The sequence below is a fragment of the Nocardia rhizosphaerihabitans genome, assembly GCF_014646295.1.
Lineage (GTDB): Bacteria > Actinomycetota > Actinomycetes > Mycobacteriales > Mycobacteriaceae > Nocardia > Nocardia rhizosphaerihabitans.
This window is the reverse complement of record NZ_BMNE01000013.1, coordinates 51338-72710: the sequence shown is the minus strand read 5'-3', so window position 1 is coordinate 72710 and position 21373 is coordinate 51338. Positions and strand designations below refer to the sequence as shown.

At 65.9% G+C, this 21373-nt stretch carries 17 protein-coding genes and 2 pseudogenes; 5 read left to right on the top strand and 14 right to left on the bottom strand.

Features of this window, described 5'->3' with window-relative positions:
- The first annotated feature begins 74 nt into the window (after positions 1-74).
- A complete protein-coding gene (locus IEY60_RS33625) occupies positions 75-758 on the top strand; it encodes a TetR/AcrR family transcriptional regulator (RefSeq protein ID WP_189034578.1) in 684 nt (227 codons plus the stop codon).
- 355 nt (positions 759-1113) lie between these two features.
- Here the strand turns inward: IEY60_RS33625 and IEY60_RS33620 are convergent, their stop codons facing one another.
- The 3 genes from IEY60_RS33620 to IEY60_RS33610 all read right to left on the bottom strand — a co-directional run bounded on the left by IEY60_RS33620 (position 1114) and on the right by IEY60_RS33610 (position 3523).
- Positions 1114-2025, bottom strand: a complete 912-nt coding sequence (locus IEY60_RS33620; protein WP_189034577.1) for an SMP-30/gluconolactonase/LRE family protein — start codon at positions 2023-2025, stop codon at positions 1114-1116.
- A 79-nt stretch (positions 2026-2104) separates the two neighbouring features.
- Positions 2105-2698, bottom strand: coding sequence for a TetR/AcrR family transcriptional regulator (locus IEY60_RS33615; protein WP_189034576.1), 594 nt, complete (start codon positions 2696-2698; stop codon positions 2105-2107).
- 267 nt (positions 2699-2965) lie between these two features.
- Positions 2966-3523, bottom strand: a complete 558-nt coding sequence (locus IEY60_RS33610; RefSeq protein WP_229740353.1) for a TetR family transcriptional regulator — start codon at positions 3521-3523, stop codon at positions 2966-2968.
- Between the two features lie 153 nt (positions 3524-3676).
- Between IEY60_RS33610 and IEY60_RS33605 the strand changes: the two genes are divergently transcribed.
- Together IEY60_RS33605 and IEY60_RS33600 are read left to right on the top strand one after the other, a co-directional pair.
- A complete protein-coding gene (locus tag IEY60_RS33605) occupies positions 3677-4498 on the top strand; it encodes an SDR family NAD(P)-dependent oxidoreductase (protein ID WP_189034574.1) in 822 nt (273 codons plus the stop codon).
- Positions 4499-4730: 232 nt separating this feature from the next.
- Positions 4731-5381, top strand: a complete 651-nt coding sequence (locus IEY60_RS33600) for an NAD(P)-dependent oxidoreductase (RefSeq protein WP_189034573.1) — start codon at positions 4731-4733, stop codon at positions 5379-5381.
- Positions 5382-5805: 424 nt separating this feature from the next.
- Here the strand turns inward: IEY60_RS33600 and IEY60_RS33595 are convergent, their stop codons facing one another.
- The 8 genes from IEY60_RS33595 to IEY60_RS33560 all read right to left on the bottom strand — a co-directional run bounded on the left by IEY60_RS33595 (position 5806) and on the right by IEY60_RS33560 (position 15453).
- The gene (locus tag IEY60_RS33595; RefSeq protein ID WP_189034572.1) at positions 5806-7131 is read right to left on the bottom strand and encodes an alpha/beta hydrolase; all 1326 of its coding nucleotides are present in this window, start codon (positions 7129-7131) and stop codon (positions 5806-5808) included.
- Between the two features lie 194 nt (positions 7132-7325).
- Positions 7326-8789, bottom strand: coding sequence for an NAD-dependent succinate-semialdehyde dehydrogenase (locus IEY60_RS33590; protein ID WP_229740352.1), 1464 nt, complete (start codon positions 8787-8789; stop codon positions 7326-7328).
- Positions 8790-8867: 78 nt separating this feature from the next.
- The gene (locus IEY60_RS33585; protein WP_189034571.1) at positions 8868-9671 is read right to left on the bottom strand and encodes an HpcH/HpaI aldolase family protein; all 804 of its coding nucleotides are present in this window, start codon (positions 9669-9671) and stop codon (positions 8868-8870) included.
- Positions 9656-10444, bottom strand: a complete 789-nt coding sequence (gene hpaH, locus IEY60_RS33580) for a 2-oxo-hept-4-ene-1,7-dioate hydratase (RefSeq protein ID WP_189034570.1) — start codon at positions 10442-10444, stop codon at positions 9656-9658. The genes IEY60_RS33585 and hpaH overlap by 16 nt, the downstream gene beginning before the upstream one ends.
- 51 nt (positions 10445-10495) lie before the next feature.
- Positions 10496-11650 carry a 3,4-dihydroxyphenylacetate 2,3-dioxygenase gene (hpaD, locus tag IEY60_RS33575; protein WP_189034569.1) on the bottom strand — a complete coding sequence of 385 codons (1155 nt, stop codon included), beginning with the start codon at positions 11648-11650 and terminating at the stop codon, positions 10496-10498.
- 44 nt (positions 11651-11694) lie between these two features.
- Positions 11695-13209, bottom strand: coding sequence for a 5-carboxymethyl-2-hydroxymuconate semialdehyde dehydrogenase (hpaE, locus tag IEY60_RS33570; protein ID WP_189034568.1), 1515 nt, complete (start codon positions 13207-13209; stop codon positions 11695-11697).
- A 38-nt stretch (positions 13210-13247) separates the two neighbouring features.
- Entirely contained in the window at positions 13248-13931 is a 684-nt protein-coding gene (locus IEY60_RS33565; protein WP_308426156.1) for a GntR family transcriptional regulator, read from the bottom strand.
- Between the two features lie 7 nt (positions 13932-13938).
- Entirely contained in the window at positions 13939-15453 is a 1515-nt protein-coding gene (locus IEY60_RS33560; protein ID WP_189034620.1) for a fumarylacetoacetate hydrolase family protein, read from the bottom strand.
- Between the two features lie 89 nt (positions 15454-15542).
- Between IEY60_RS33560 and IEY60_RS33555 the strand changes: the two genes are divergently transcribed.
- Positions 15543-16925 carry an MFS transporter gene (locus IEY60_RS33555; protein WP_189034566.1) on the top strand — a complete coding sequence of 461 codons (1383 nt, stop codon included), beginning with the start codon at positions 15543-15545 and terminating at the stop codon, positions 16923-16925.
- Positions 16926-17051: 126 nt separating this feature from the next.
- Positions 17052-18953 (top strand): FAD-binding monooxygenase, encoded by a 1902-nt coding sequence (locus IEY60_RS33550; RefSeq protein WP_189034565.1) that lies wholly within the window; start codon positions 17052-17054, stop codon positions 18951-18953.
- A gap of 69 nt (positions 18954-19022) precedes the next feature.
- Here the strand turns inward: IEY60_RS33550 and IEY60_RS33545 are convergent, their stop codons facing one another.
- The 3 genes and pseudogenes from IEY60_RS33545 to IEY60_RS33535 all read right to left on the bottom strand — a co-directional run bounded on the left by IEY60_RS33545 (position 19023) and on the right by IEY60_RS33535 (position 21289).
- Positions 19023-19718: an IclR family transcriptional regulator gene (locus IEY60_RS33545; RefSeq protein ID WP_189034564.1), complete on the bottom strand. Its 696-nt coding sequence runs from the start codon at positions 19716-19718 to the stop codon at positions 19023-19025.
- Between the two features lie 197 nt (positions 19719-19915).
- Positions 19916-20214 (bottom strand): annotated as a pseudogene (locus IEY60_RS33540) (MBL fold metallo-hydrolase); the annotation flags it as partial.
- Positions 20211-21289 (bottom strand): annotated as a pseudogene (locus tag IEY60_RS33535) (zinc-binding dehydrogenase). The pseudogenes IEY60_RS33535 and IEY60_RS33540, both read right to left, overlap by 4 nt.
- Positions 21290-21373: the final 84 nt, after the last annotated feature.

Below are 21373 nucleotides of genomic sequence, written 5' to 3'. Positions count from 1 at the left end.
ACTATTCGGAATGCGCCCCGAGTCCGATGCCGGCGAGGAAGCGCAGCCACTCACCGCGAAAGGCGCAGACGGACATGCCGACATCGGCCATGCGATCAAGTGGATCCGGTGGCCGTCCCCACGGCGGCGACCCGGGCAAGCGTCGCGCCATCCTCGATGCCGCGATCGATACGTTCCTGCGAGACGTCTACGAGCGGGCGACCCTCGACGTGATCGCCGAACGCGCCCAGACCGCCTACAACCACTTCGGCGACAAACAGACCCTGTTCCTGGCCGCCGTGGATGATGAACGCAGCCGTGTCGCCGCGAATTTCGGCACAGACATCACCGAGTCGAATAGGGGTGAAGTCCTCGATGTCACCACGACTCTCGTCGAGATCGGCCACCGCGTCCTGCAGGTCCTGCTGGACGAGCGCGCCTCCGCCCTGCGCCGGCTCGTCATCAGCGAGGTCGCGCGGATCCCGTCCCTGCGCCCCGCCTGCGCGGACGGCGAACCGAAACAACTCGTCGCGCAGATCGCAGACCTGCTGCGTCGTCGAAGTGAGCACGGCGAACTGGACGTCGACGATCCGTCGGGTGCTGCCCGTCAGTTCGTCTCACTCGTTGTCCAGTCTTCGAGCACGCTACGAATGTCGGCAGAGGGCAGGGGAGCTGGCAGGAATTTGCGGGGGGAGTGCCGGGAGCGTGCGAGGTCAGCGAAGAGGGATGCTGTGCCGGGCAATGGTTTTCCTTTCCATAGCGCGCAGTCGCAGCAATAGTGGCAGTGGCACAGTGCGTTCTGCCCCGAATAGGCGGCCGTCGTAACGACTGGCCGCAGGGCACTGTGCGGGTGCCGACAGGGTTGCGGATGCTCGCAGGCGGCGGGACGACATGACTCCGGCCGCAGCGCGGGGAGACTGCGCGCTGTTCGTGTTCATCTTTTGTGTTCGTCGGGTACTGACGGTCCGTAGAAGGCTGCCCTCATGCCGTTTCGCGCACGAGGGCAGTGGGCGGGTCAGCGGTGGCTGGTGGGATTCATCTCCACGATGTCCTCCAGGATGGCTGTCGCCGGGAGGGCGCGAAGCGTTCCGGGACGCTGCCGGGAGACGCTTACGCCGACGCAAGGGCCTGCCGTCAGTCCTGGATTCCGGCCACCTCGACCTCGATGGCTTCGATCCGGCCCGTGGCATCGAAGCCATTGACGAGGCGCTCGGGGCTCGTATCCGAGATGAGCAGGTAGAGGGTCTTCATCTCTGGTCCACCGAGTGCCGCGTCCACTGCGAAAGTGCCGCCATCGGGATATGTTGCGGTGTCCGGGTCGATCCGGATGACGTCGGTGACCTCGCCGCCTTCGCGGACACGCCGAAATTCACCGATCCACGGGAAGGCCGCCCACACCGCGCCCTCACTGTCGATGCCGATGCCATCGATGGCCTCTGTATCCGGTGACCCGAATTCAGCGAACACGCGCTGGTCTGTCAGCGCACCGTCGTCGGTCACGGTGAACGCGGTGAGCCTGGTCCGTGGCGCCCGGAACGATTCCGCGACGACCAGCGTGCGCCCGTCGCCTGAGATGACGATGCCGTTGGGGAAAATGAGGTCCTTGCCGCCCGTCTCGATCCGGCCGTCGGGATGGCGGATGACCAAACCCACGCCGATCGGATCGGTTCCGAAAGCGTAGCCCTGCGGACCGATATACGCGCGGCCCTCTCGGTCCACTGCCATATCGTTGGGATTGAATGCGACCGGCGCGAGGTCGGCGAGTTCCTCCAACCCGCTGCTTCCCACGCGGAGCAGCCGATCATCGTCGATGGAAACAACCATCGGTGCCCCGTCGGGTCCGAAGCCGAGACCCGAGGGGCGCCCGGGCACATCGGCGATATCCTCGGGTGGCTCGCCGGGGGAGAGGCGACTTATCTTGCGCCGGGTCATGTCCGAGAACCACAGCGCCCCACGGTGCCATCGGGCGGCCTCGAGGTAGCCGAGATCGCCCTGCGCCACAATGCGGCGAGCGTCAGCGGGCAGAACCCTTGGCGAATGACTCATAGATCTAAATCCTCCTTGATAAAAGCTGCGGTACCGGGCGCTGTCGGATCAGAACTGAGTGAGCCGGGCGCCCGGCGATTTACGCCTTCTCGTCCCGCTCGCGGTAGCCGCTCGCGAGGAGTGTGCGGAGCCGGTCGAGGGACTCCTCGTCGGCGCCGTTGCCCTTGATCCAGGCAATGGAACAGGCCGCGAGGAACAGGTCGTACCCTCGAACCGATGCGCGTACGTGCCCCGCGTTCTGTGCGGCCTTCACGTGCTTGTCGGTGGCGGTGATGAAGATGTCGCAAGGGATCGTGAGCGGGTTGTCGGGATCCTGTGCCCTGGCCGCGGCCATGAGCGGGTCCGGGAGCCCGCTGAAAGCACTGAAGTACTCCTCCATCGCCCGCAGCCACTGCTCCAAAGCCTCGCCAGCATCGCTCAACTGCTCGATGTCGGCTTGGCGGGTCTCCAGCTTCTCGGAGCGTGTCTGCAGCACGGCTGCCAGCAGTGCTTCCCGGGTGGGGAAGTGTCGGTACAGGGTGCCGGGCCCGACGCCCGCGTCCTTGGCGACCGCCTCGAGCGAGGTGCCGACCCCGTGTCGCAGGAAGTGACGCTGTGCCGTCTCCAGAAGGGCCGCGCGGTTGCGTTGAACATCCGCGCGAGGTTTGCGCTCCTGCTGTTCACTGGCGTTCATGTGCCCTCCCGCTTTCGGTGATCCTGCGGCCGCATCAAAACGGATGCTGCCTCCGCAGCAGACTCCAGCATAAAGCGGAGGTTGCATCCGGTCAAGCGGGCTCCATTGCTGAAGCTTCCCCGCGATCTCGGACGGGTCTTGGTATGCCGCCGCGGCTGTACTTGCGAGAAGCGCAGGTGGGCCTCGTGGGCGTGAGGTGGTCCAAGCTGATGTGCTTGCGCACCGCCGCGGCGTTGGGCGCCACGTATCGGCAGGTATGTTCCTCGGCTATGTGACCGGCTCGACCAGTACACCCATGGCCTGGTCGAGTAGTTCGGACAACGGTGTGGCCCCGCCAGTGGCCGTCCAGGCGTCGGTCGCGGCATCCAGGCAGGAGATTGCCGAGCCTACGAGGGCGTGGGCGCGCAGGTCGCCCGAGGATTCCGGGTCTCCGCCGAGTCGGCGGGTGATCTCCGGCACCAGGAGACTGTGCCAGCCCTGCGTCTTCTCCCACTGGCGGGTCATCAGGGCGCAGGCGTCGTTGAGCAGTCGCATCAGGTTCAAGAAGGGCTGTGGCTCGTCGGCGGTCGACTCGGTGATCACGTCGAAAGAACGTCGCAGCGCTTCCCAAGACCGCTCCTCGGCCGGGCGGGCGGCAAGCGCTGCGGCTAACCGGGGACCGAACTCATTCATCTTGCCGAGGACAAGCTCCTCCTTGGTGCCGAAGTACCGGAAGAAGGTGGTACGCGACAACCCGGCATGAGCGGCAATCTGCTCGACCGTCGTCTTGTCGAAGCCCTGTTCGGAGAACAGCCGGAACGCGACTTCGCTGACCTCGTCGCGCATAGCAGCTCGTGTCCGCTCCCGCAACGTCGAGCGCACGGTCCTGGAGGTCTCGGCCATGCCATGAGTGTAATACAACATACCTAAGTGGTACTCAATCCCATATAGGTATATCGTCTCTAATGTTGTCTCAGTTTCTACCGAGGAGTTCTCCCCATGAGCAAGATCTGGTTCATCACTGGTTCCTCACGCGGCCTGGGCCGCCACTTCACCGAGGCCGCGCTCTCGCGGGGCGACAAGGTCGCGGCCACTGCCCGCAACACCGACGCGCTCGCCGATCTTGTCGCGGCCCACGGCGACGCGATCCTGCCGTTGACCCTGGACGTCACGGACAAAACCGCGGTGACCGACGCCGTCCGGCGGGCTCACGATCACTTCGGGCGCTTGGACGTCGTCGTCAACAATGCCGGCTACGGTCTGTTCGGCATGGTCGAAGAGCTGACCGAAGACGACCTCCGCGCACAGTTCGAGACGAACGTCTTCGGCACCCTCTGGGTCGTGCAGGCGGCACTGCCCTACCTGCGTGCTCAGGGCAGCGGCCACATCATCAACGTGACCAGCCTGCTCGCCCTTGCCGCTTTCCCCACCACGGGTGGCTACACCGCCGCCAAGGCTGCGGTCGAGGGTCTCTCGGACTCGCTGGCCCAGGAAGTCGCCGGCTTCGGCATCAAGGTCACAGTCGTCGAACCCGGCCCGTTCGGCACCGAGTTCAACGCGTCCTCCGCCCATTCCGCGCCGCTGTCGGCCTACGACAGTTTCCGGGAGACGGTCAACGCCAGCTTCGCCACCATCCCGAACCCCAACCCTGCTGGCGTCGGCCCCGCTCTGCTGAAGGTCGTCGACGCCGACACCCCACCCTCCCGGATCTTCTTCGGCACCTTCCCCCTCCAGATTGTCCCCCAGCTCTACGCTGACCGGGTCAAGGGCTGGCAGGAGTGGGCCGAGCTGTCCGCCGAGGCCGAGTCAGGCCAGCGGTAACCGTCCCCGCCCGGCGGTCACCGGATTGGCCGACGCTGTTGCCTACTCCGGGGAGGTGATCGGCTGTGTCGTGCGCGGTCGAGCAGCCGACGGGACGGACACTCCGGCGGTAGGGGTCCCACGAGATGACAATCACCGCGAATATTCTTTCTGACCTGAAAGTGCGTACTTCCGCACTCCGGATACATGACCTCTGGTAACTGAGTCACCAGCAGCGAGTAGGGGAGCAGGCATGGCACGAATCACCGTTCTCGGAGGCACCGGTTACACCGGGGCAGCGGTCGTCTCAGAGGCGGCCAAGCGCGGGCACGAGATCACCGCGGTCAGCCGCACCGAGCCAACGACCCGCATTCAGGGTGTCGACTACGTGATCGGCTCGGCAGCCGACGCCAACGTCCTCGATGCCGTTCTGCCCGGCCGTGATGTTGTCTATTCGGCACTTTCACCGCGCGGCGATATGGCTGGCAAGCTCGAAGGAGTGATGGATGTGCTCATCGCCCGCCTCGCCGATACCCCTACCCGGCTCGGCTACACCGGCGGCGCGTCGTCACTACATACCGAAGTAGGCGGTCCGACGCTCTGGGAAGTCTCCAGAGACGGCCTCCCTGCTGATGTGAAGCCCGAGATCGAAACCGGTATCGCAGTCTATGAAGCACTGCAAGCGTCGCCCGAGTCGCTCGACTGGTTCTTCGTGAGCCCGCCCATCGACTACGGCTCATGGCTCGGCACTCCCAATAAGGGCACCTACGTGCTCGGAGGCGACGTGCTATTGAAGGATGCCGACGGCAACTCCACCATCTCAGCGGCCGACCTTGCGATCGCCGTGGTCGACGAGATCGAGACACCGACCCACCATCGAGCGCGGTTCACAGCCATCCACTGAGCCATAAGTCGGCACTCCTAGTTAGTTTGTGGCGCGCTCAGCGAGGTGAGTCGACATCAGCGTTGTCTACTACTCACACTCCGGTACCGGTGCCACACCCTGCTCGGCTTCGTCGGCGAGAGTAAGCCCGCAACTCCGCGTCGGTGACAGTGAATTGCACGGGCGTATCCAAAATTCGCCTCGACACTGGACGATCTGCAAGTGGCTGCGGGGGCCTCGACTTTTCTCCGCTCCCCAGTCCTCGCCAGCGGTGGTGACCAATTCGGCCAACTGCTCGATGGTTTGGGTCAGCCCCGGCACCCGCCTCCTAACTACGCTCTGACGATCGTTCCGTCCCTGTTCACGGTAACGATGGGTTGAACGGTCTTCTCGATCCGCCCGTTGACACGATTGACCAGGTAGATCTGCCCGAAATAGTTCGGGACTACGGATAGAGCTCTGGCCGGGGCAGCGGGTCCGGCTGGAACTCCACGAAGTGCGAGGAGTCGGTGCCGTTGTCGGCCGCGCGTTTGTTCATGTCCTCGGGACTCGTGCTCGGCCAGGCGCCGCTGCTCAGGCGCTGGTCCATCGTCTTGATCGATGCCACCACCTCGTCCGTGGTGAAGTTGCAGTGTCCCGGGGCGGACACGTAGGTCTGCCTGAGCAGCGCGGTATCACCGTTGGTACGCACCTTTGCGGCGTAGGGTGATTCCAGGCTGGGAAAGACGGCGTCGTCGCCGGTGGTGTGCACGGTCAGGATCGGCATCCGCGGGGAGCCGGTCGGGGCGTATTCGTTCATCTTGGCGATCGCCTGGGGGTCGCTGGGTTCGATCCGTGGGGCGGCCTGGAGCGCGCCCAGGTCGTCCTCGATGCTCAGCCCGGCCTGCTTGTAGAGCGCGTCGACCTCGGCCTTCGCGCCTTGGCCGAGACCGCTGAACAGCTCGCGGTAGTCCGCCCCGGTGTTCCAGGAGAATGCCCCGCCCACCTTGGATTCCATGTCCGCACGCACCGCCGCCTGGAACAACGTGAACGTGGTGCTGAGGCTGTAGTACTGGTTGCGCTCGTGGGCCGCGTGGTCGGTGCCGGCTGGCTCGGACGTTCCTGGCTGCGACCACGTCGGCAAGGTGGTGAATGCCGCCGCGAGCGCGAGCCTTGCCCGGCCTTCCGCCGTTTTCTGTGCGTTCTCGACGAGCTGCGTCCAGTAGCTCTGGGTCGAGGCCACGTCGGTGATGTTGACGAGCGGGACGGTTCCGTCGGGGTCGAGCAGGGTCCGTAGGGTGAACGCACCGTCGAGGTAGGTGTTGAACCACGGCACTGTGCCGGCGACGGCGGGGCACATCGCGATCGCACCGTCGATCTTGTCCGGGTACCGCTCGGCCAGCAAGGAGGTGATCTCCCCGCCCATGGATTCGCCCCAGGCGATGACGCGTCGAGGCGCCGCGACCTGTGCGGCGAACTGGTCGAGCGTGGCGATCTGGTCGCCCAGCGCGTTGGGGGTCTGCCACCCGACGCCGGGATAGGACCCACCGGCGAGGGCGTACCCGTCCGCGAGCAGTTTTTCGTTCACCTCGGCGGAGCCGGCGTTCTTGGCAGGGTTGGACGGTCCGGGGTTGTAGCCGTGGGAGTAGAGCAGGACGGTGCCGTTCCAGTTGGCGGGCACCTCGAACAGATAGGTGGATCCGTCGGACAGTGTGCCGGTGATCTTGCGGGTAGTGGCGTCCGCCGTCTCAGCGCATCCGACGGCACTGCCGGTGATTGCCACAACCGTCATGGCAGCCGCAGCCGCTATGACGGGCTTCTTCTTACTGCGCATCAGGAACAGACCTCGCTTTCTCTGAACTGTGGGGATTTGGGTGCCAGCATCACTTTGGCGGAGTTGGAGACGACATGGCGGAGAACTGTGGCCTGACCGCGATTACCTGTCGCGTGCTCAACGAACAATCCGATGCCGACGGCTGCAGGTGATCACTCATTCGGAATCAGGGTGTATTTCGTAGAGAGAAATTCGTGAATGCCTTCGAAGCCGCCTTCCCGGCCTACGCCCGACTGCTTTACGCCACCGAATGGTGCTGCGGCGTTGGAGACGACGCCGGCATTCAGGCCCATCATGCCGGTCTCCAGTTTGTCGATCATGCGGTGCCCGCGGGCAAGATCGTCCGTATAGACGTAGGACACGAGGCCGTATTCGGTGTCGTTGGCGAGGCGGATCGCTTCCTCTTCGGTGGCGAACGTGGCGATCGCGAGGACCGGGCCGAAGATCTCCTCCCGGAGAATTTCGCTGCCGTCGGCGACACCGGTGAGGACAGTCGGCTGATAGAAGCTGCCGGGGCCGTCGACCTTCGCGCCGCCGGCCAGCAGCAGGGCGCCGCGCGCTGTCGCGTCGGCGACGAGTTCGGCGGTCTTGTTCACCGCGTCGTTGTCGATGAGGGGGCCGATCGTCACGCCTTCCTCGGTGCCGCGGCCGATTTTCATCTCCTCGACGCGCTCGGTGATCCGTTTCGCGAATTCGTCGGCGACGTCCTCGTGCACGATGAACCGGTTCGCGGCCGTGCACGCCTGGCCGATGTTGCGGAATTTCGCCGTGAGCGCTCCGTTCACGGCTTTGTCCAGGTCGGCGTCCTCGAATACCACGAAGGGTGCGTTGCCGCCGAGTTCCATCGATACACGCAGCACGTTGTCGGAGGCTTGGGCGATCAATTGGCGGCCGACCTCGGTGGAGCCGGTGAACGATAGCTTCCGCAGTCGGGGATCGGCGATGATCGGCGCCGAGACGCGGCGCGACGACGCGGAGGTGACGACGTTGACGACACCGGCGGGCAGACCCGCCTGCACGAGTAACTGTGTGAAGTAGAGCGTGGTCAGCGGCGTCAGCTGCGGGGGCTTGATCACTACCGTGCAGCCGGCGGCGAGCGCGGGAGCGATCTTGCGAGTTGCCATGGCGAACGGGAAGTTCCATGGCGTGATGAAGAACGACGGTCCCACCGGCCGCTGGGAGACGATCATCTGCCCTGTGCCTTCGGGATTGAGGCCGTACCTGCCGTGGATGCGCACGGCCTCCTCGCTGAACCAGCGCAGGAACTCACCGCCGTAGGCCACTTCACCGCGTGCCTCGGCGATGGGCTTGCCCATTTCCACGGTCATCAGCAAGGCGAGATCTTCCTTGCGCTCCTGGACGAGTTGCCACGCGGCACGCAGGATGTCGCTGCGCGTGCGGGGTGCCGTGGCCGCCCACGATTCCTGTGCGGCGACGGCGGCGTCCAGCGCGCGGATCGCGTCGTCGGCGGTGGCGTCGGCCACCTCGTGCACGGTCTGCCCGGTGGCGGGGTCGCGTACCGGGAAGGTGTCGCCGCTGGCGGCATCGATCCACTCGCCACCGATGAACAACTGGTGGGGGGTGGTGGATAGCAGTGTGGTCTCGCGTTCGGTCACGATGTCACTCCTGAGGCGGTTGTCTCGGACACGGCTTGCGGTACGCCGCTGCGCGCGGGGTGCAGCGTGCGGGTATTTTCAGTACGAGGCACGGGGAGCCCGATCCGTGTCTGCGAGGTAGGTCTCGGCCAACTTCTCCGAGGCGCGTGCGAGCAGCGCCACGTCGGCTCCGACGAGGATGAACCGGGCTCCGGCTGCGGCGTAGTCGCGCGCGGCGGCCGCATCGAATGCATTGACTCCGACGGGTTTTCCGGCCGTGGCGATGCCCGCGAAGGCGCGTTTCACCGTGGCTACTACATCCGGATGCGTCTGCTGCCCGATCAGTCCCATCGAGGCGGCGAGGTCGCTCGGGCCGACGAAAACACCGTCGACGCCGGGAGTTTCGGCGATCGCGCGGGCGTTCGCCACGCCCTCGACAGTCTCGATCTGCACGTACACCGAAACGTGCGCCGCATCGTTGCCCAGATATCCCTCGACACGGTTCCAGCGCGCCGATCGCGCGAGTGCGCTGCCCACACCGCGTACTCCCGCAGGCGGGTACCGGGTCATCGCGGCGACTGCTTTCGCTTCCTCAGGGGTCGATATCATCGGAACGAGGATGTTCTGTGCGCCGAGGTCGAGCACCTGCTTGACGATCACTGTTTCGCCAGCCGGGACACGCACGACCGGCGTCGACGAATAGCCCGAGACGGCGTAGAGCTGCGTGAGCGTCGACTCCAGGCCGTTGGGCGCGTGCTCCATATCGATGAGCAACCAGTCGAGCCCCGCCCCGGCCATGATCTCGGCGACCACGGGCGAACCCGAGCAGATCCATCCGCCGTAGAGTGTGCGGTCCGTGGCGGCCAGGTGGTCGCGGAAGGTGGGGGTCAGACGAAGCGGCACGATATCGTTCCCATCGGTCCGTAATCGGCGAGTACGGTGTCGCCCTGCTCCACCCACATCGGGCGGGTGAAGGAGCCGGCCAGGACGATCTCGCCGGCCTCGAGGTAGCCGCCGTGCTGGGCGAGTTTGTTCGCGAGCCAGGCGACGCCGGTGGCGGGGTGGTTGAGCACCGCAGCGGCGACGCCCGATTCTTCGATCGTTTCGTTGCGGTAGAGCAGCGCGGATACCCAGCGCAGATCGGTGTCGCCGGCTTTCACCGGGTTCCCGCCGTAGACGAGACCGCCGAAGGCGGCGTTGTCGCTGATGGTGTCAACGATGGTCCGGCCCTGGAGTTCGATTCGCGAGGAAAGGATCTCCAATGCCGGGACGATGTACTCGGTCGCGCGCAGCACATCGAAAATGGTGAGGTCCGGGCCGCGCAGAGGCTCGGCGAGGACGAAGGCGAGTTCGACCTCGATGCGGACGTTGGAGAACTGCGCGTGTTCGATGACCGCGCCGTTGTCGAAGACCGCGTCGGCAAAGATCGCACCGTAATCGGGTTCGGTGATACCGGTGGCTGCCTGCATCACCTTGCTGGTGAGCCCGATCTTGCGACCCACCAGCCGGCGGCCCGCGGCGATCCCGCGACGGCGCCATTCGTTCTGCACGGCGTAGGAATCCTCGACGGTCATCGTCGGGTAACGCCCGGTCAGCAGCGGCACTGTTGCGCGGTCGCGTTCCGCGGCGGCGAGTTCGTCGGCGATCGCCGTTATGGTTGCGGCGTCCAGCGCCATCGGAAATCCTTCCTGTCGGCCGGTCCCGCGCGGCGGTACCGGCCTCGGTCGTCAGAGCTGGTGGCCCAGCTTGTATTCGCCCTTTTTCCAGTCCGGAAGGTCCTCGTCACCGGGTTCGCGGGTGTAGGAGAATCCGTCGGCTCCGATGGTGACCTCGAGTTCGCTGGAATCGGTCCGCGACACAACCGGCTGCGGGTTGCCGTCCAGATCGAGCACGAGCGAGGCGTCGGTGTACCAGGACGGCACGACCGGGGTGCCCCACCAGTCGCGGCGCTGGTTGTCGTGCACATCCCAGGTGACGACCGGGTTGTCCGGGTCGCCGGTGTAGTAGTCCTGGGTGTAGATCTCGATACGGTGCCCGTCGGGATCGCGCAGGTACAGGTAGAAGGCGTTGGAGACGCCGTGGCGGCCGGGGCCGCGCTCGATGCGATCCGAGAGCCGCAGCGCACCGAGTTTGTCGCAGATCGCCAGGATGTTGTGCTTCTCGTGGGTGGCGAAGGCGACGTGATGCAGGCGCGGGCCGTCGCCGCCGGTGGTGGCGGTGTCGTGGACGGTCGGTTTGCGGCGCATCCAGGCGGCGTAGGTCGTGCCGGCTTCGTCCTGGATGTCCTCGGTCACCCGGAAGCCCAGATCCTGGTAGTGCTTCACCGCGCGGGGGACGTCGGGGGTGACCTGGTTGAAGTGGTCGAGGCGGACCAGCGCACCGGGGGTGTAGAGGTCGTAGCGCCAGGCCAGCCGCTCGACGTGCGCGGTCTCGTAGAAGAATTCGTACGGGAAGCCGAGCGGGTCGACGACACGCACCGAATCGCCGATGCCCTTGGTGAAGCCCTCGGCCCGGCGTTCCACGCGGCAGCCGAGCTCGGTGTAAAAGGTGACCGCCCGGTCCAGATCCTCTGGCGTCCGCACCCGGTAGGACAGGGCCGCCAGCGCCGCGACCGGCCCGCGGCGGATCACCAGGTTGTGGTGGATGAACTCTTCGAGGGTGCGCAGGTAGACCGCGTTCTCGTCCTCCTCGGTGACGGTCATACCGAGCACATCCACGTAGAACTCGCGGGAGCGGGCCAGGTCGGTGACGACGAGTTCGGCGTATGCGGCGCGCACGATATCCGGCGGTGGCGCAGTGGGGGTGGCTACCGGGTCGTCGGCGTGGATGGGGGCTTGTTGGGTGACGAAGAAGCCGGAAGAGGTACGGGTGCGTTCGGTCATTGCTGCTGCCTTGGAGTGAGTATGGGTCGGGAGAGGTCCTGAGCTCACGCGGACTTGCCGAAGGTGGGGTTGTGAACCTTGCCGAGAGTGATGTGCACGGCCTGCTGGTCGGTGTAGAAGTCGATGGAGCGGTAGCCGCCCTCGTGGCCGAGACCGGAGGCCTTCACCCCGCCGAAGGGGGTGCGCAGGTCGCGCACATTGTTCGAGTTGAGCCATACCATGCCGGCCTCGACGGCTTGCGAGAAGCTGTGTGCCCGCTTGAGGTCGTTGGTCCAGATGTAGGCGGCCAGACCGTATTTCACGCCGTTGGCCAGTTCGAGCGCTTCTTCCTCGGTGTCGAAAGGCGTGATCGCCACGACCGGGCCGAAGATTTCCTCCTGGAAGATCCGCGCATCGGGTTTTACATCGGCGAAGACGGTGGGGCGCACGAAGTTCCCGGTCGGGAATTCGGCTGGGCGCCCACCACCGGCCACCAGGCGGGCCTCGCCCTTGCCGATCTCGATGTAGCTGACGACCTTGTCGTAGTGCTCGGGGTGCACCAGCGCGCCGACCTCGGTGGCGGGGTCGTGCGGGTAGCCGACCTTCACCCGCTCGGCCTGCGCGGCATAGCGTTCGACAAATTCGTCGTAGACCTCACGCTGCACCAGGATCCGGCTGCCCGCGGTGCAGCGTTCACCGTTGAGGGAGAAGACACCGAAGACGGTGGCGTCGATGGCGGCGTCGAGGTCGGCGTCTGCGAAGACCACGGCCGGTGACTTCCCGCCGAGTTCCATCGACAGGCCCTTGAGGTAGGGCGCGGCGTTGCCGAAGATGATCTGCCCGGTGCGGCTTTCGCCGGTGAACGAGATGAGAGGTACGTCGGGGTGTTTGACGAGGGCATCGCCCGCGTCCTCGCCGAGACCGTTGACGAGGTTGAACACACCCTGCGGCAGTCCGGCTTCTTCGAAGATGCCCGCCCACAGCGAGGCCGACAGCGGTGTGAATTCCGCGGGCTTGAGTACCACGGTGTTGCCGGTGGCCAACGCGGGAGCCAGTTTCCAGCTCTCCAGCATGAACGGCGTGTTCCACGGCGTGATGAGGCCCGCGACGCCGATCGGCTTACGGTTGACGTAGTTGATCTGGCGGCCGGGCACCTTGTAGGTGTCGTCGGCCTGGGCGACGATCAGGTCGGCGAAGAAACGGAAGTTCTCCGCGGCGCGGCGCGCCTGGCCCAGCGCCTGGGTGATGGGCAGGCCCGAGTCGAAGCTCTCCAACTCGGCCAGGCGAGCGTCGCGCGACTCGACGAGGTCGGCGACGCGGTGCAGCACCCGGGAGCGTTCGCGGGGAAGCATCTTGGGCCACGGGCCTTCGGCGAACGCCGTGCGCGCCGCGCGCACGGCGCGGTCGACGTCGGCCTTTTTGCCCGCGGCGGCACGCACGTAGGTCTCGTTCGTGACCGGATCGAGCACTTCGAAGGTGTCGCCGTCGACGGAGTCGACCGGCTGCCCATCGATGTAGTGCTGGATGCGCTCGGGCAGGTTGGCGGGGACGTGGCGGTTGCGCAGTGCGCTGTCGGCCATGGGTCCTCCTTCTCGCGGTAGAAAGGTGACGGTTTCGGTCAGTCGGTGGGGCCGGTGCGGCGGTCCTGATCTCGTTGGGCGAGATAGGTGTTCATCGTTTTCCAGCGGTGTTCGCGGGCGGCCAGCTCGATCTCGAGCGGATCGGCCCGCCGGCGGATGAGGTCGATGATGTGGTCGTGCTCGTCGACGGACTCGTGGGCGCGCTCGGGCACGAAAGCGAAGGTGGAGTCGCGTACGCCCGACATCCGCGTCCAGCCCCGGCGCACCAGGTCCAGAATGTGAGGGTTCGGGCACGGCTCGAACAGCACCGTGTGGAACTGCTCGTTCATCATCGTGAACAGGCGCGGGTCGAAGTCGCCGAGCAATTCCCGCAACCGGCTGTTGACGGCGGCGGCTCGGTCCAGTTCGACGTCGGTGAGATGCGGGACCGCCAGTGCCGTGGCGATGCCCTCGACGACCCCGAGGGTCTGCATCGTGTAGACGTACTCGGTCGGGTCGATCAGGGCGACCCGGGCGCCTACGTTGCGCTCGAACTCGACGAGTCCCTCTGCCTCCAGACGCCGGATGGCCTCACGCACCGGAACGACGCTCATGCCGAGCGTCTCGGCTATCGATCCGAGCACGAGCCGGTATCCCGGCACGAACCCGCGGTCGGTGATGCGTGCGTGGATCCATTCGTACGCGCGCTGGGATTTACTCGGGGTATCGATCGTCTCGGCCACCACAGAATCATCCCTTCGCATCGCCGTGTGCTGTCGTATAGCGTTCCCGCCACTCGGCGTTCATCGGAAACAGGCCGTCGACCGGGTGCCCGGCCGCCACCTGCTCGGCGACCCACGCGTCCTCGGACTCCTGGGCGAGGGCCGCGTCGGCGACTTCTTCGGCGAGCGTGGCCGGGATGACGATGACGCCATCGTCGTCACCGACGATGACATCGCCGGGGAGCACCGTCGCGCCGCCGCAGGCGATCGCGACATCGACCTCCCACGGCACATGCTTGCGTCCCAGCACGGCTGGGTGCCCGCCCTGGGTGAACACCGGGATGCCGATATTCGCGACCGTCGTGCTGTCGCGCACGCCGCCGTCGGTGACGATGCCCGCCGCGTTGCGCGCCTTGGCCCGCAGCGCGAGGATGTCGCCGAGGGTTCCCGACCCGCGTTCGCCGCGGGCCTCGATGACTATCACCTCGCCGGGGGCGACAGCGTCGAAGGCGCGCTTCTGCGCGTTGTGGCCGCCGCCGTGGCTACGGAAGAGGTCCTCGCGGTTCGGCACGAACCGCAGAGTTTTCGCAGTGCCGACCAGCTTCGCCCCGGGACACAGAGAGTGCACACCGTCGATCGAGACGTTGTCCAGTCCCCGTTTGCGCAGCGCCTGAGATAGTCCCGCCACGGGGGCTGTCAGCAGTTTCGCCCGGAGTGCGGGGGAGAGTGCCGAAGGCGGCGGCTCGGTGCCGGGAAGGCTTGCGGCGGTTCGTGATCCCCACGCTTCCTCGCGGTGCCGGTCATCGACCGAAGGCAGTGATCCGAGCATGGGGTCGAAGGTGGTGAAGCCCTCGACAACCCGCGTCACGAGGCGCCCACTGGTAGGTGCGCCAGCCGCGCCCGGAGCGTCGACCTCGACCTCGACCTCGTCGCCCGGTCTCGCGACCGACGATCCGGCTGGGGTGCCGGTCAGGATGATGTCACCGGTCTCGAGCGTGAAATGCTGCGACAGGTCGGCCACGAACTGCGCGATGGGGAAGATCAGGCCCGCCGTCGTGTCGTGCTGCACGAGTTGCCCGTTGTGCCAGGTGCGTACGCGTAATGCCGCCGGGTCGATTCCGCGTGCATCGATGAGCCCCGGGCCGAGTGGTGTGTAACCGTCGCGGCCCTTGTTGCGCACGTTCGAGCCCTTGTCGTTGCCGCGCAGGTCGTAGAGCCCCCAGTCGTTGGCCGCGGTGATCCAAGCGACGTGCGACCAGGCGTCCTCGATCGAGACGTGCCGAGCGGGAGTGCCGATGACGAGCGCGATTTCGCCCTCGAACGCGAGCAGTTCCGTCCCCGTTGGTCGCTCGATGTCGGACCCTGAGGCCGCGACGGAACTCGTGGGCTTGAAGAAGTACGACGGCGCGGCGGGTTTGTGCCCACGCTGCGCGGCGCGTGACTCATAGCTGAGGTGTACCGCGACGATCTTGCCGGGTGGGGCGGGCAGGGCCGCGAACCGGGGATCGGCGGTCGGCTTACTGATCGGAGCTCCATTGCCCATTGTCATATTCGAAATCATATACGATCATTATTCGCGTCGCAAAGCCGTTGTGAGGACGGACTCACCACGGCGTCACAAAGGAGTGTCAGATGTCCGCGAATATCTCAGCCGCCGGCCCGGTCACGCCGCCCGGCATCATCGCCCCGAACGCCGATCGCAAACGCGTGGCCTTTGCCACGATGGTCGGCACCGCAGTGGAGTGGTACGACTATTTCATCTACGCTGCGGCTGCTGGTCTGGTGTTCGGCCAGTTGTTTTTCGAACCGGCCGGTTCCGGCTTCGGGTCGATCCTGTCCTTCCTGACTGTCGGCGTCAGCTTTCTGTTTCGCCCGCTCGGCGCGTTCCTGGCCGGGCATTTCGGCGACAAGGTCGGTCGTCGTCCGGTGCTGGTGACGACGCTCATCCTGATGGGCCTGGCCACGGCGTTGATCGGCCTGTTGCCGACCTACGCCTCCATCGGGGTCTGGGCGCCCGTGCTCTTGGTGCTGCTGCGGATTCTGCAGGGCCTCTCGGCGGGTGGCGAATGGGGCGGCGCCGTTCTCATGGCGGTCGAGCACGCGCCGTCGACCCGCCGTGGCCTCTTCGGCGCCATGCCGCAAATCGGCGTGCCGATCGGCTTGCTGCTGGCCAGCGCCATGATGGCGACGATGGACATGATCTTCCCCGGAGACGCATTCCTCACCTGGGGTTGGCGCATCCCGTTCCTGTTCTCGATCGTGCTCATCCTTGTCGGCTCATGGGTGCGCCGCCGCGTCGAAGAGAGCCCCGTGTTCACCGAGATCGCCGAGCGCAAGGAACAGGCCAGGACGCCCGTCGTCGACCTGTTCGCCCGCTTCACCCCGCTGGTGCTGCTGTCGGCGCTGGTCTTTGCGGGTAACGGCGCCGTCGGCTACATGACGACCGGCGGCTACATCCAGGGGTACGCCACCAATCCGGCCGGGCCGCTCGCGCTCGACCGCGGTGACGTGCTGTGGGCGGTGACCGCGTCGTCGGTGAGCTGGCTGATCGCCACTTTCGCCGCCGGATGGGCATCGGACTACCTCGGTCGCCGGACCACCTACATGATCGGCTGGGGTCTGCAGGGCGTCTTCGTGCTCACACTCTTCCCCCTGGTGAACACTGGTGACGTCCGCTTGCTCGGTGCCGGGCTCATGCTGATCACCCTGGGGCTCGGTTTCACCTACGGCGCGCAAGCGGCCTGGTACACCGAGCTCTTCCCCGCGTCGGTCCGGTTCTCCGGAGTCTCGATCTCCTACGCGCTCGGCTCGATCCTCGGCGGCGCGTTCGCTCCGACGATCGCGCAGTGGATCCAGCAGACGACGGGTTCGTCGGCGAACGTGGCCTACTACCTGCTCGGCATGACCATGATCGGCCTGGTCAGCACCTTGTTGCTACGCGACCGCAAGGGCATCGACTTGAGTCCGACCAACGAGGCTGAACAGCAAGTGGGGATCTACGCCTGGAAGAAGTGACCCGCGGCGGGCGGCCGGTTGTGTGAGAGCCGGGCCACCCTCTACGATCAGGGAAATCTATATGAGAATTCATAATTCTATTATCGAACAGCAGGCCAATTTGGGTCTGTGGAGTGAGGAGATTCCGTGCAGTTCCATCACCACGGCTACGTGTCCGGTGACCCGAGCATCCACCCGCCTGCTGGTTTCGGCATCGATCGCCCTGCTGAGCTTCCCGACGAGATGGACGTGCTCATCGTCGGTTCGGGCCCGGCGGGCATGATCGCTGCGGCGCAGTTGGCGCAGTTCCCGAACATCAACACCCGTCTCGTCGAGCGCCGTCCTGGTCGGCTAGAGGTCGGGCAGGCTGACGGGATCCAGGCGCGCAGTGTGGAGACCTTCCAGGCGTTCGGCTTTGCCGAGCGCATCATCGGGGAGGCCTACCGCATCACCGAGATGGCGTTCTGGAAGCCCGATCCGCGCAATCCGCGCAATATCGTCCGCGCCGCGCGCACTCCCGACGACGCGACCGGGATCAGCGAGTTCCCGCACCTCATCGTCAACCAAGCGCGCGTGCTCGACTACTTCGCCGAGGTGGCGCGCAACGCGCCGACGCGCTTGGAGCCCGACTACGGCTACGAGTTCGTCACTCTGACGGTCGCCGAGGAAGGCGAGTACCCGGTCACCGTGACCCTGCGGCACTCGGCAGGCAGACTGGACGGCCAGGAGCGAATTGTGAAGGCCAAGTATGTGATCGGCTGCGACGGCGCGCGCAGCAAGGTTCGCGAGTCCATCGGGCGTCGATTCGTGGGCGTGCAGTCCAACCACGCGTGGGGCGTGATGGACGTGCTCGCCGAAACCGACTTCCCGGACATCCGCACCAAGTGCGCCATCCAGTCGCACGACGGCGGCAGCATCCTGCACATCCCGCGTGAGGGCAACTTCCTGTTCCGCATGTATGTGGACCTCGGCGAAGTCTCCGAAGGCGACAACGGCAAGGTGCGAGAGACCTCGCAGCAGGAGGTCGAGGAGCGTGCGAACCGGATCTTGCACCCTTACACGCTGCAAGTGAAGCACGTCGCGTGGCGCAGCGTCTACGAGGTCGGCCACCGCGTGACCGACAAGTTCGACGACGTACACCCCGGGCACAGCGGAACCCGGACCCCGCGGGTCTTCATCACCGGCGATGCCTGCCACACCCATTCCGCCAAGGCGGGCCAAGGCATGAACGTGTCCATGCAGGACGGGTGGAACATTGCATGGAAGCTGGCGCACGTGCTGGACGGCCGCGCGCCCGAATCGATTCTCGATACCTACTCGGCCGAGCGTCAGGTCATCGCGCAGAACCTCATCGACTTCGACCGGCAATGGTCGGCGCTGATGGCGGCCAAGCCTGAAGAGTTGGAGGACCTCACCCAACTGGAGGAGTTCTACGTCGAGACCGCAGAATTCCCCGCAGGCTTCATGACACAGTACGCGCCCTCGATGCTCGTCGCCGACGCCGCGTACCAGGAGATCGCGACCGGATTCCCGGTCGGCAAACGTTTCAAGTCGAATGTCGTGACGCGGGTGTGCGACGCGAACCCCAAACACCTCGGCCACCATGCGACCGCCGACGGACGCTGGCGTATCTACGTCTTCGCCGACACACCAGCCGCCGGTGAGCCGTCGAAGACCGCCGACTTGGCCGAATGGCTGCGCACCGCACCGGATTCGCCGCTACTCACTCACACTCCCGACGGTACGGACATCGACAGCTGGTTCGACGTGAAGGTCATCTACCAGCAGGATCACACCGGTGTAGACCTCGGCAAGGTGCCCGCGGTATTTCTGCCAAAAGTCGGCCCCTTCCAGATCACCGACTACGAGAGGGTGTACGCCTCCGACCCGGCCGACGACATCTTCGCGGCCCGTGGCGTCTCCCGCGACGGTGTGGTGGTCGTGGTGCGGCCCGATCAGTACGTCGCTCACGTGTTGCCGCTCGACGCAAGGCACGATCTCGCCGCCTTCTTCGGCGGGATTTTCGTGCATCGACTGAGCGCGCTCTGATCGGTCGGTGTGGGGCGTCCCCGTGTGAACGTCCCACACCGACCGGTTCGACTGCGGTGGAGGCCGCGATCAGCCGCCGAGCGCCCGTGCGACGGCTTCGGCCGCCGCTGTGAGACGTTCGGCGATCTCGGCCTCGGGCCGGGGAAGGGATACATGAATGGCCGCGATCGAGGCGGCGGGCTGACCGGGTACCCCGAGCGGGACCGCGACCGACCGCAGCGACGGCACCACTTCGTCGTGACTGACGGCGAACCCGCGCGAACGACTGCGGATCAGCTCATCGTGCAGCTCTTGCGGCCACTGTTCTTCCGGCAGTTCGAGCAAGATCGCCTTGCCCGGGCCGCCGCGAGTCAGCGGGTGTCGATGGCCGGGTCGATAGGTGACGGCCACGCTGTGCTCCGGCGCAACGCTGGTGAGGGTGACCGCCTCGTCCTGGTCCAGCCGGACGGCCAGCAGGCAGGTCATGCCCAATTCGTTGGCGACCGCGCGCAATTGCGGAACAGCCGCCTGCTGAAGGTCGCGCGAGACGCCGGAGGCGAGTGCGGCCAGGCCCGCGCCGAGCACGATCCGGCCCGGCGGGTCACGAGCGATCAGGCCGTGATCCTCCAGCGTGCGCAGCAGCCGGTAGGCGACCGATCGGTGCACACCGAGCGCCTCGGCGAGTTCGTCGATCGTCAAGCTCCGGCCCGCGGCGGCAAGAATCTCCAGCAGGCAGATGCCGCGGCTGAGAGTTTGCGACCCCGAGGGGCCTGGCTTGTCACGCACCAGAACGGATCCTTTCTCAATCCATACCTATCCTGCTCGATAGTAGAATGTGGAATTCACTATTCGATCGTATGCCGCGCCGAATGTTGCCATCCGAAGAGGTGCACTAGCAATCGGCCAAGGCGATCAGCGGCGCCCGCGCGGCAAACCTGCAGCTCACCGGACTCTGCCGACATTGTGGGTCCGGGTCGAGAGTGGTGCGAAAGCTGCCAGAGCGGGTCGTCACCGGGGTGGAGCAACACCGGTGCGTAGACGTCTTCTCCGAGTTGCGGTGCGAAGGTGACGTGGTCATTGTGTCGGTGGGTGCACAGCACCGCGATGACATTGCGTCCGCCGATGGATTCCAGCACCGGTTTCGCGTCATGTGCGGCGTCGGTGACGACAACCTCGTCGTCGTCGCCGACGACCTATACGTTGTTGTCGATTTCCCTTCTGCCCCGTCGAGTTCGAACACCCTCGAGGGCACCACCCGGTCGATGCGCAGCGCTCCGCTCACAGCACGACGACCGAGCGCAGCACCTGGCCGGCGTGCATGGTGTGGAAGCCATGCCCCATGTCCGCGCGCCCGATGCGTTCGGTGACGAATCGCGCCAGCGGCAGCCTCGAGTGCAGGCAGAGGTCGATCAGCATCGGGAAGTCACGTTCGGGCAAGCAATTGCCATACCAGGAGGATTCCAATGATCCACCGCGCGAGAAGAAGTCGATCAGCGGCATCTCCAGGCGCATCTTGGATGTGGGCACTCCCATGAGGATGACGGTGCCGGCGAGGTCGCGGGCATAGAACGCCCGCTGCCAGGTTTCGGTCCTGCCCACCGCGTCGATGACGGCATCCGCGCCGAACCCGCCGGTGAGTTTTGGATAGCGGTGACTGCGTCGGCGGTAGTGGCGTTCACAGTATGGTGGTGCAGGTTGCGGGCCCAGGCCAGCTTCTGCTCGTCGCGGCCTACGGCGACGATGGTGGACGCGCCTGCCAGTCGGGCACCGGCGATCGCTGCGTCGCCGACCCCGCCGCAGCCGATCACCGCGACAGAGTCGCCGCGGCTGACATTGCCGGTGTTGATCGCGGCGCCGAGACCGGCCATCACACCGCACCCGATCAGTCCCGCGGCGGCGGGGTCGACCTTCGTGCGTTGTCCGGGCGTAAACCAGGGTCTTCTCGGAAAACGCGCCGACGCCGAGCGCTCGAGTCAGCTCTGTGCCGTCGGTGAGTGTCAACTTCTGGCTGGTTTGAAGGGTCGAAACAGTCTGCGGGCGGCCGTGTTTGCAGGGCTCGCAGCGCCCGCAGGCCGCCCGCCGGTTCAGCACGACGAAATCGCCGATTTCGACGGAATCGAGGCCCGCGCCGATACTTTCGACCGTGCCTGCGGCCTCGTGGTCGCGCAGGAACAGGAATTCGTCGTTGATGCCGCCTCACGGCAGGTCAGATCGGTATGGCAGACACCGCACGCGGCAATCGCGACCACGACCTCGCCCCCGTCCTGGATCGGGATGACGATTTCGGTCCGATCACGGCCAAGTTCTTCGGCCCCGCACCCGCGGGGGTTTCGCAAACCGGCGTCCCGTAGGTGCATAAGTGCGGGGGTAGCGGTGAATCCGGCGTGGAAATCGTCGAGGCGATCGCGACGCCGTCACAGGCCCGGCTGCGAACTATTCCT

Excerpts from the sequence above, each read along its gene's own strand:
- IEY60_RS33625 (WP_189034578.1), top strand. The coding sequence starts at position 75 with ATGCCGACATCGGCCATGCGATCAAGTGGATCCGGTGGCCGTCCCCAC.
- IEY60_RS33620 (WP_189034577.1), bottom strand. The coding sequence starts at position 2,025 with ATGAGTCATTCGCCAAGGGTTCTGCCCGCTGACGCTCGCCGCATTGTG.
- IEY60_RS33615 (WP_189034576.1), bottom strand. The coding sequence starts at position 2,698 with ATGAACGCCAGTGAACAGCAGGAGCGCAAACCTCGCGCGGATGTTCAA.
- IEY60_RS33610 (WP_229740353.1), bottom strand. The coding sequence starts at position 3,523 with ATGCGCGACGAGGTCAGCGAAGTCGCGTTCCGGCTGTTCTCCGAACAG.
- IEY60_RS33605 (WP_189034574.1), top strand. The coding sequence starts at position 3,677 with ATGAGCAAGATCTGGTTCATCACTGGTTCCTCACGCGGCCTGGGCCGC.
- IEY60_RS33600 (WP_189034573.1), top strand. The coding sequence starts at position 4,731 with ATGGCACGAATCACCGTTCTCGGAGGCACCGGTTACACCGGGGCAGCG.
- IEY60_RS33595 (WP_189034572.1), bottom strand. The coding sequence starts at position 7,131 with ATGACGGTTGTGGCAATCACCGGCAGTGCCGTCGGATGCGCTGAGACG.
- hpaH (WP_189034570.1), bottom strand. The coding sequence starts at position 10,444 with ATGGCGCTGGACGCCGCAACCATAACGGCGATCGCCGACGAACTCGCC.
- hpaD (WP_189034569.1), bottom strand. The coding sequence starts at position 11,650 with ATGACCGAACGCACCCGTACCTCTTCCGGCTTCTTCGTCACCCAACAA.
- hpaE (WP_189034568.1), bottom strand. The coding sequence starts at position 13,209 with ATGGCCGACAGCGCACTGCGCAACCGCCACGTCCCCGCCAACCTGCCC.
- IEY60_RS33560 (WP_189034620.1), bottom strand. The coding sequence starts at position 15,453 with ATGGGCAATGGAGCTCCGATCAGTAAGCCGACCGCCGATCCCCGGTTC.
- IEY60_RS33555 (WP_189034566.1), top strand. The coding sequence starts at position 15,543 with ATGTCCGCGAATATCTCAGCCGCCGGCCCGGTCACGCCGCCCGGCATC.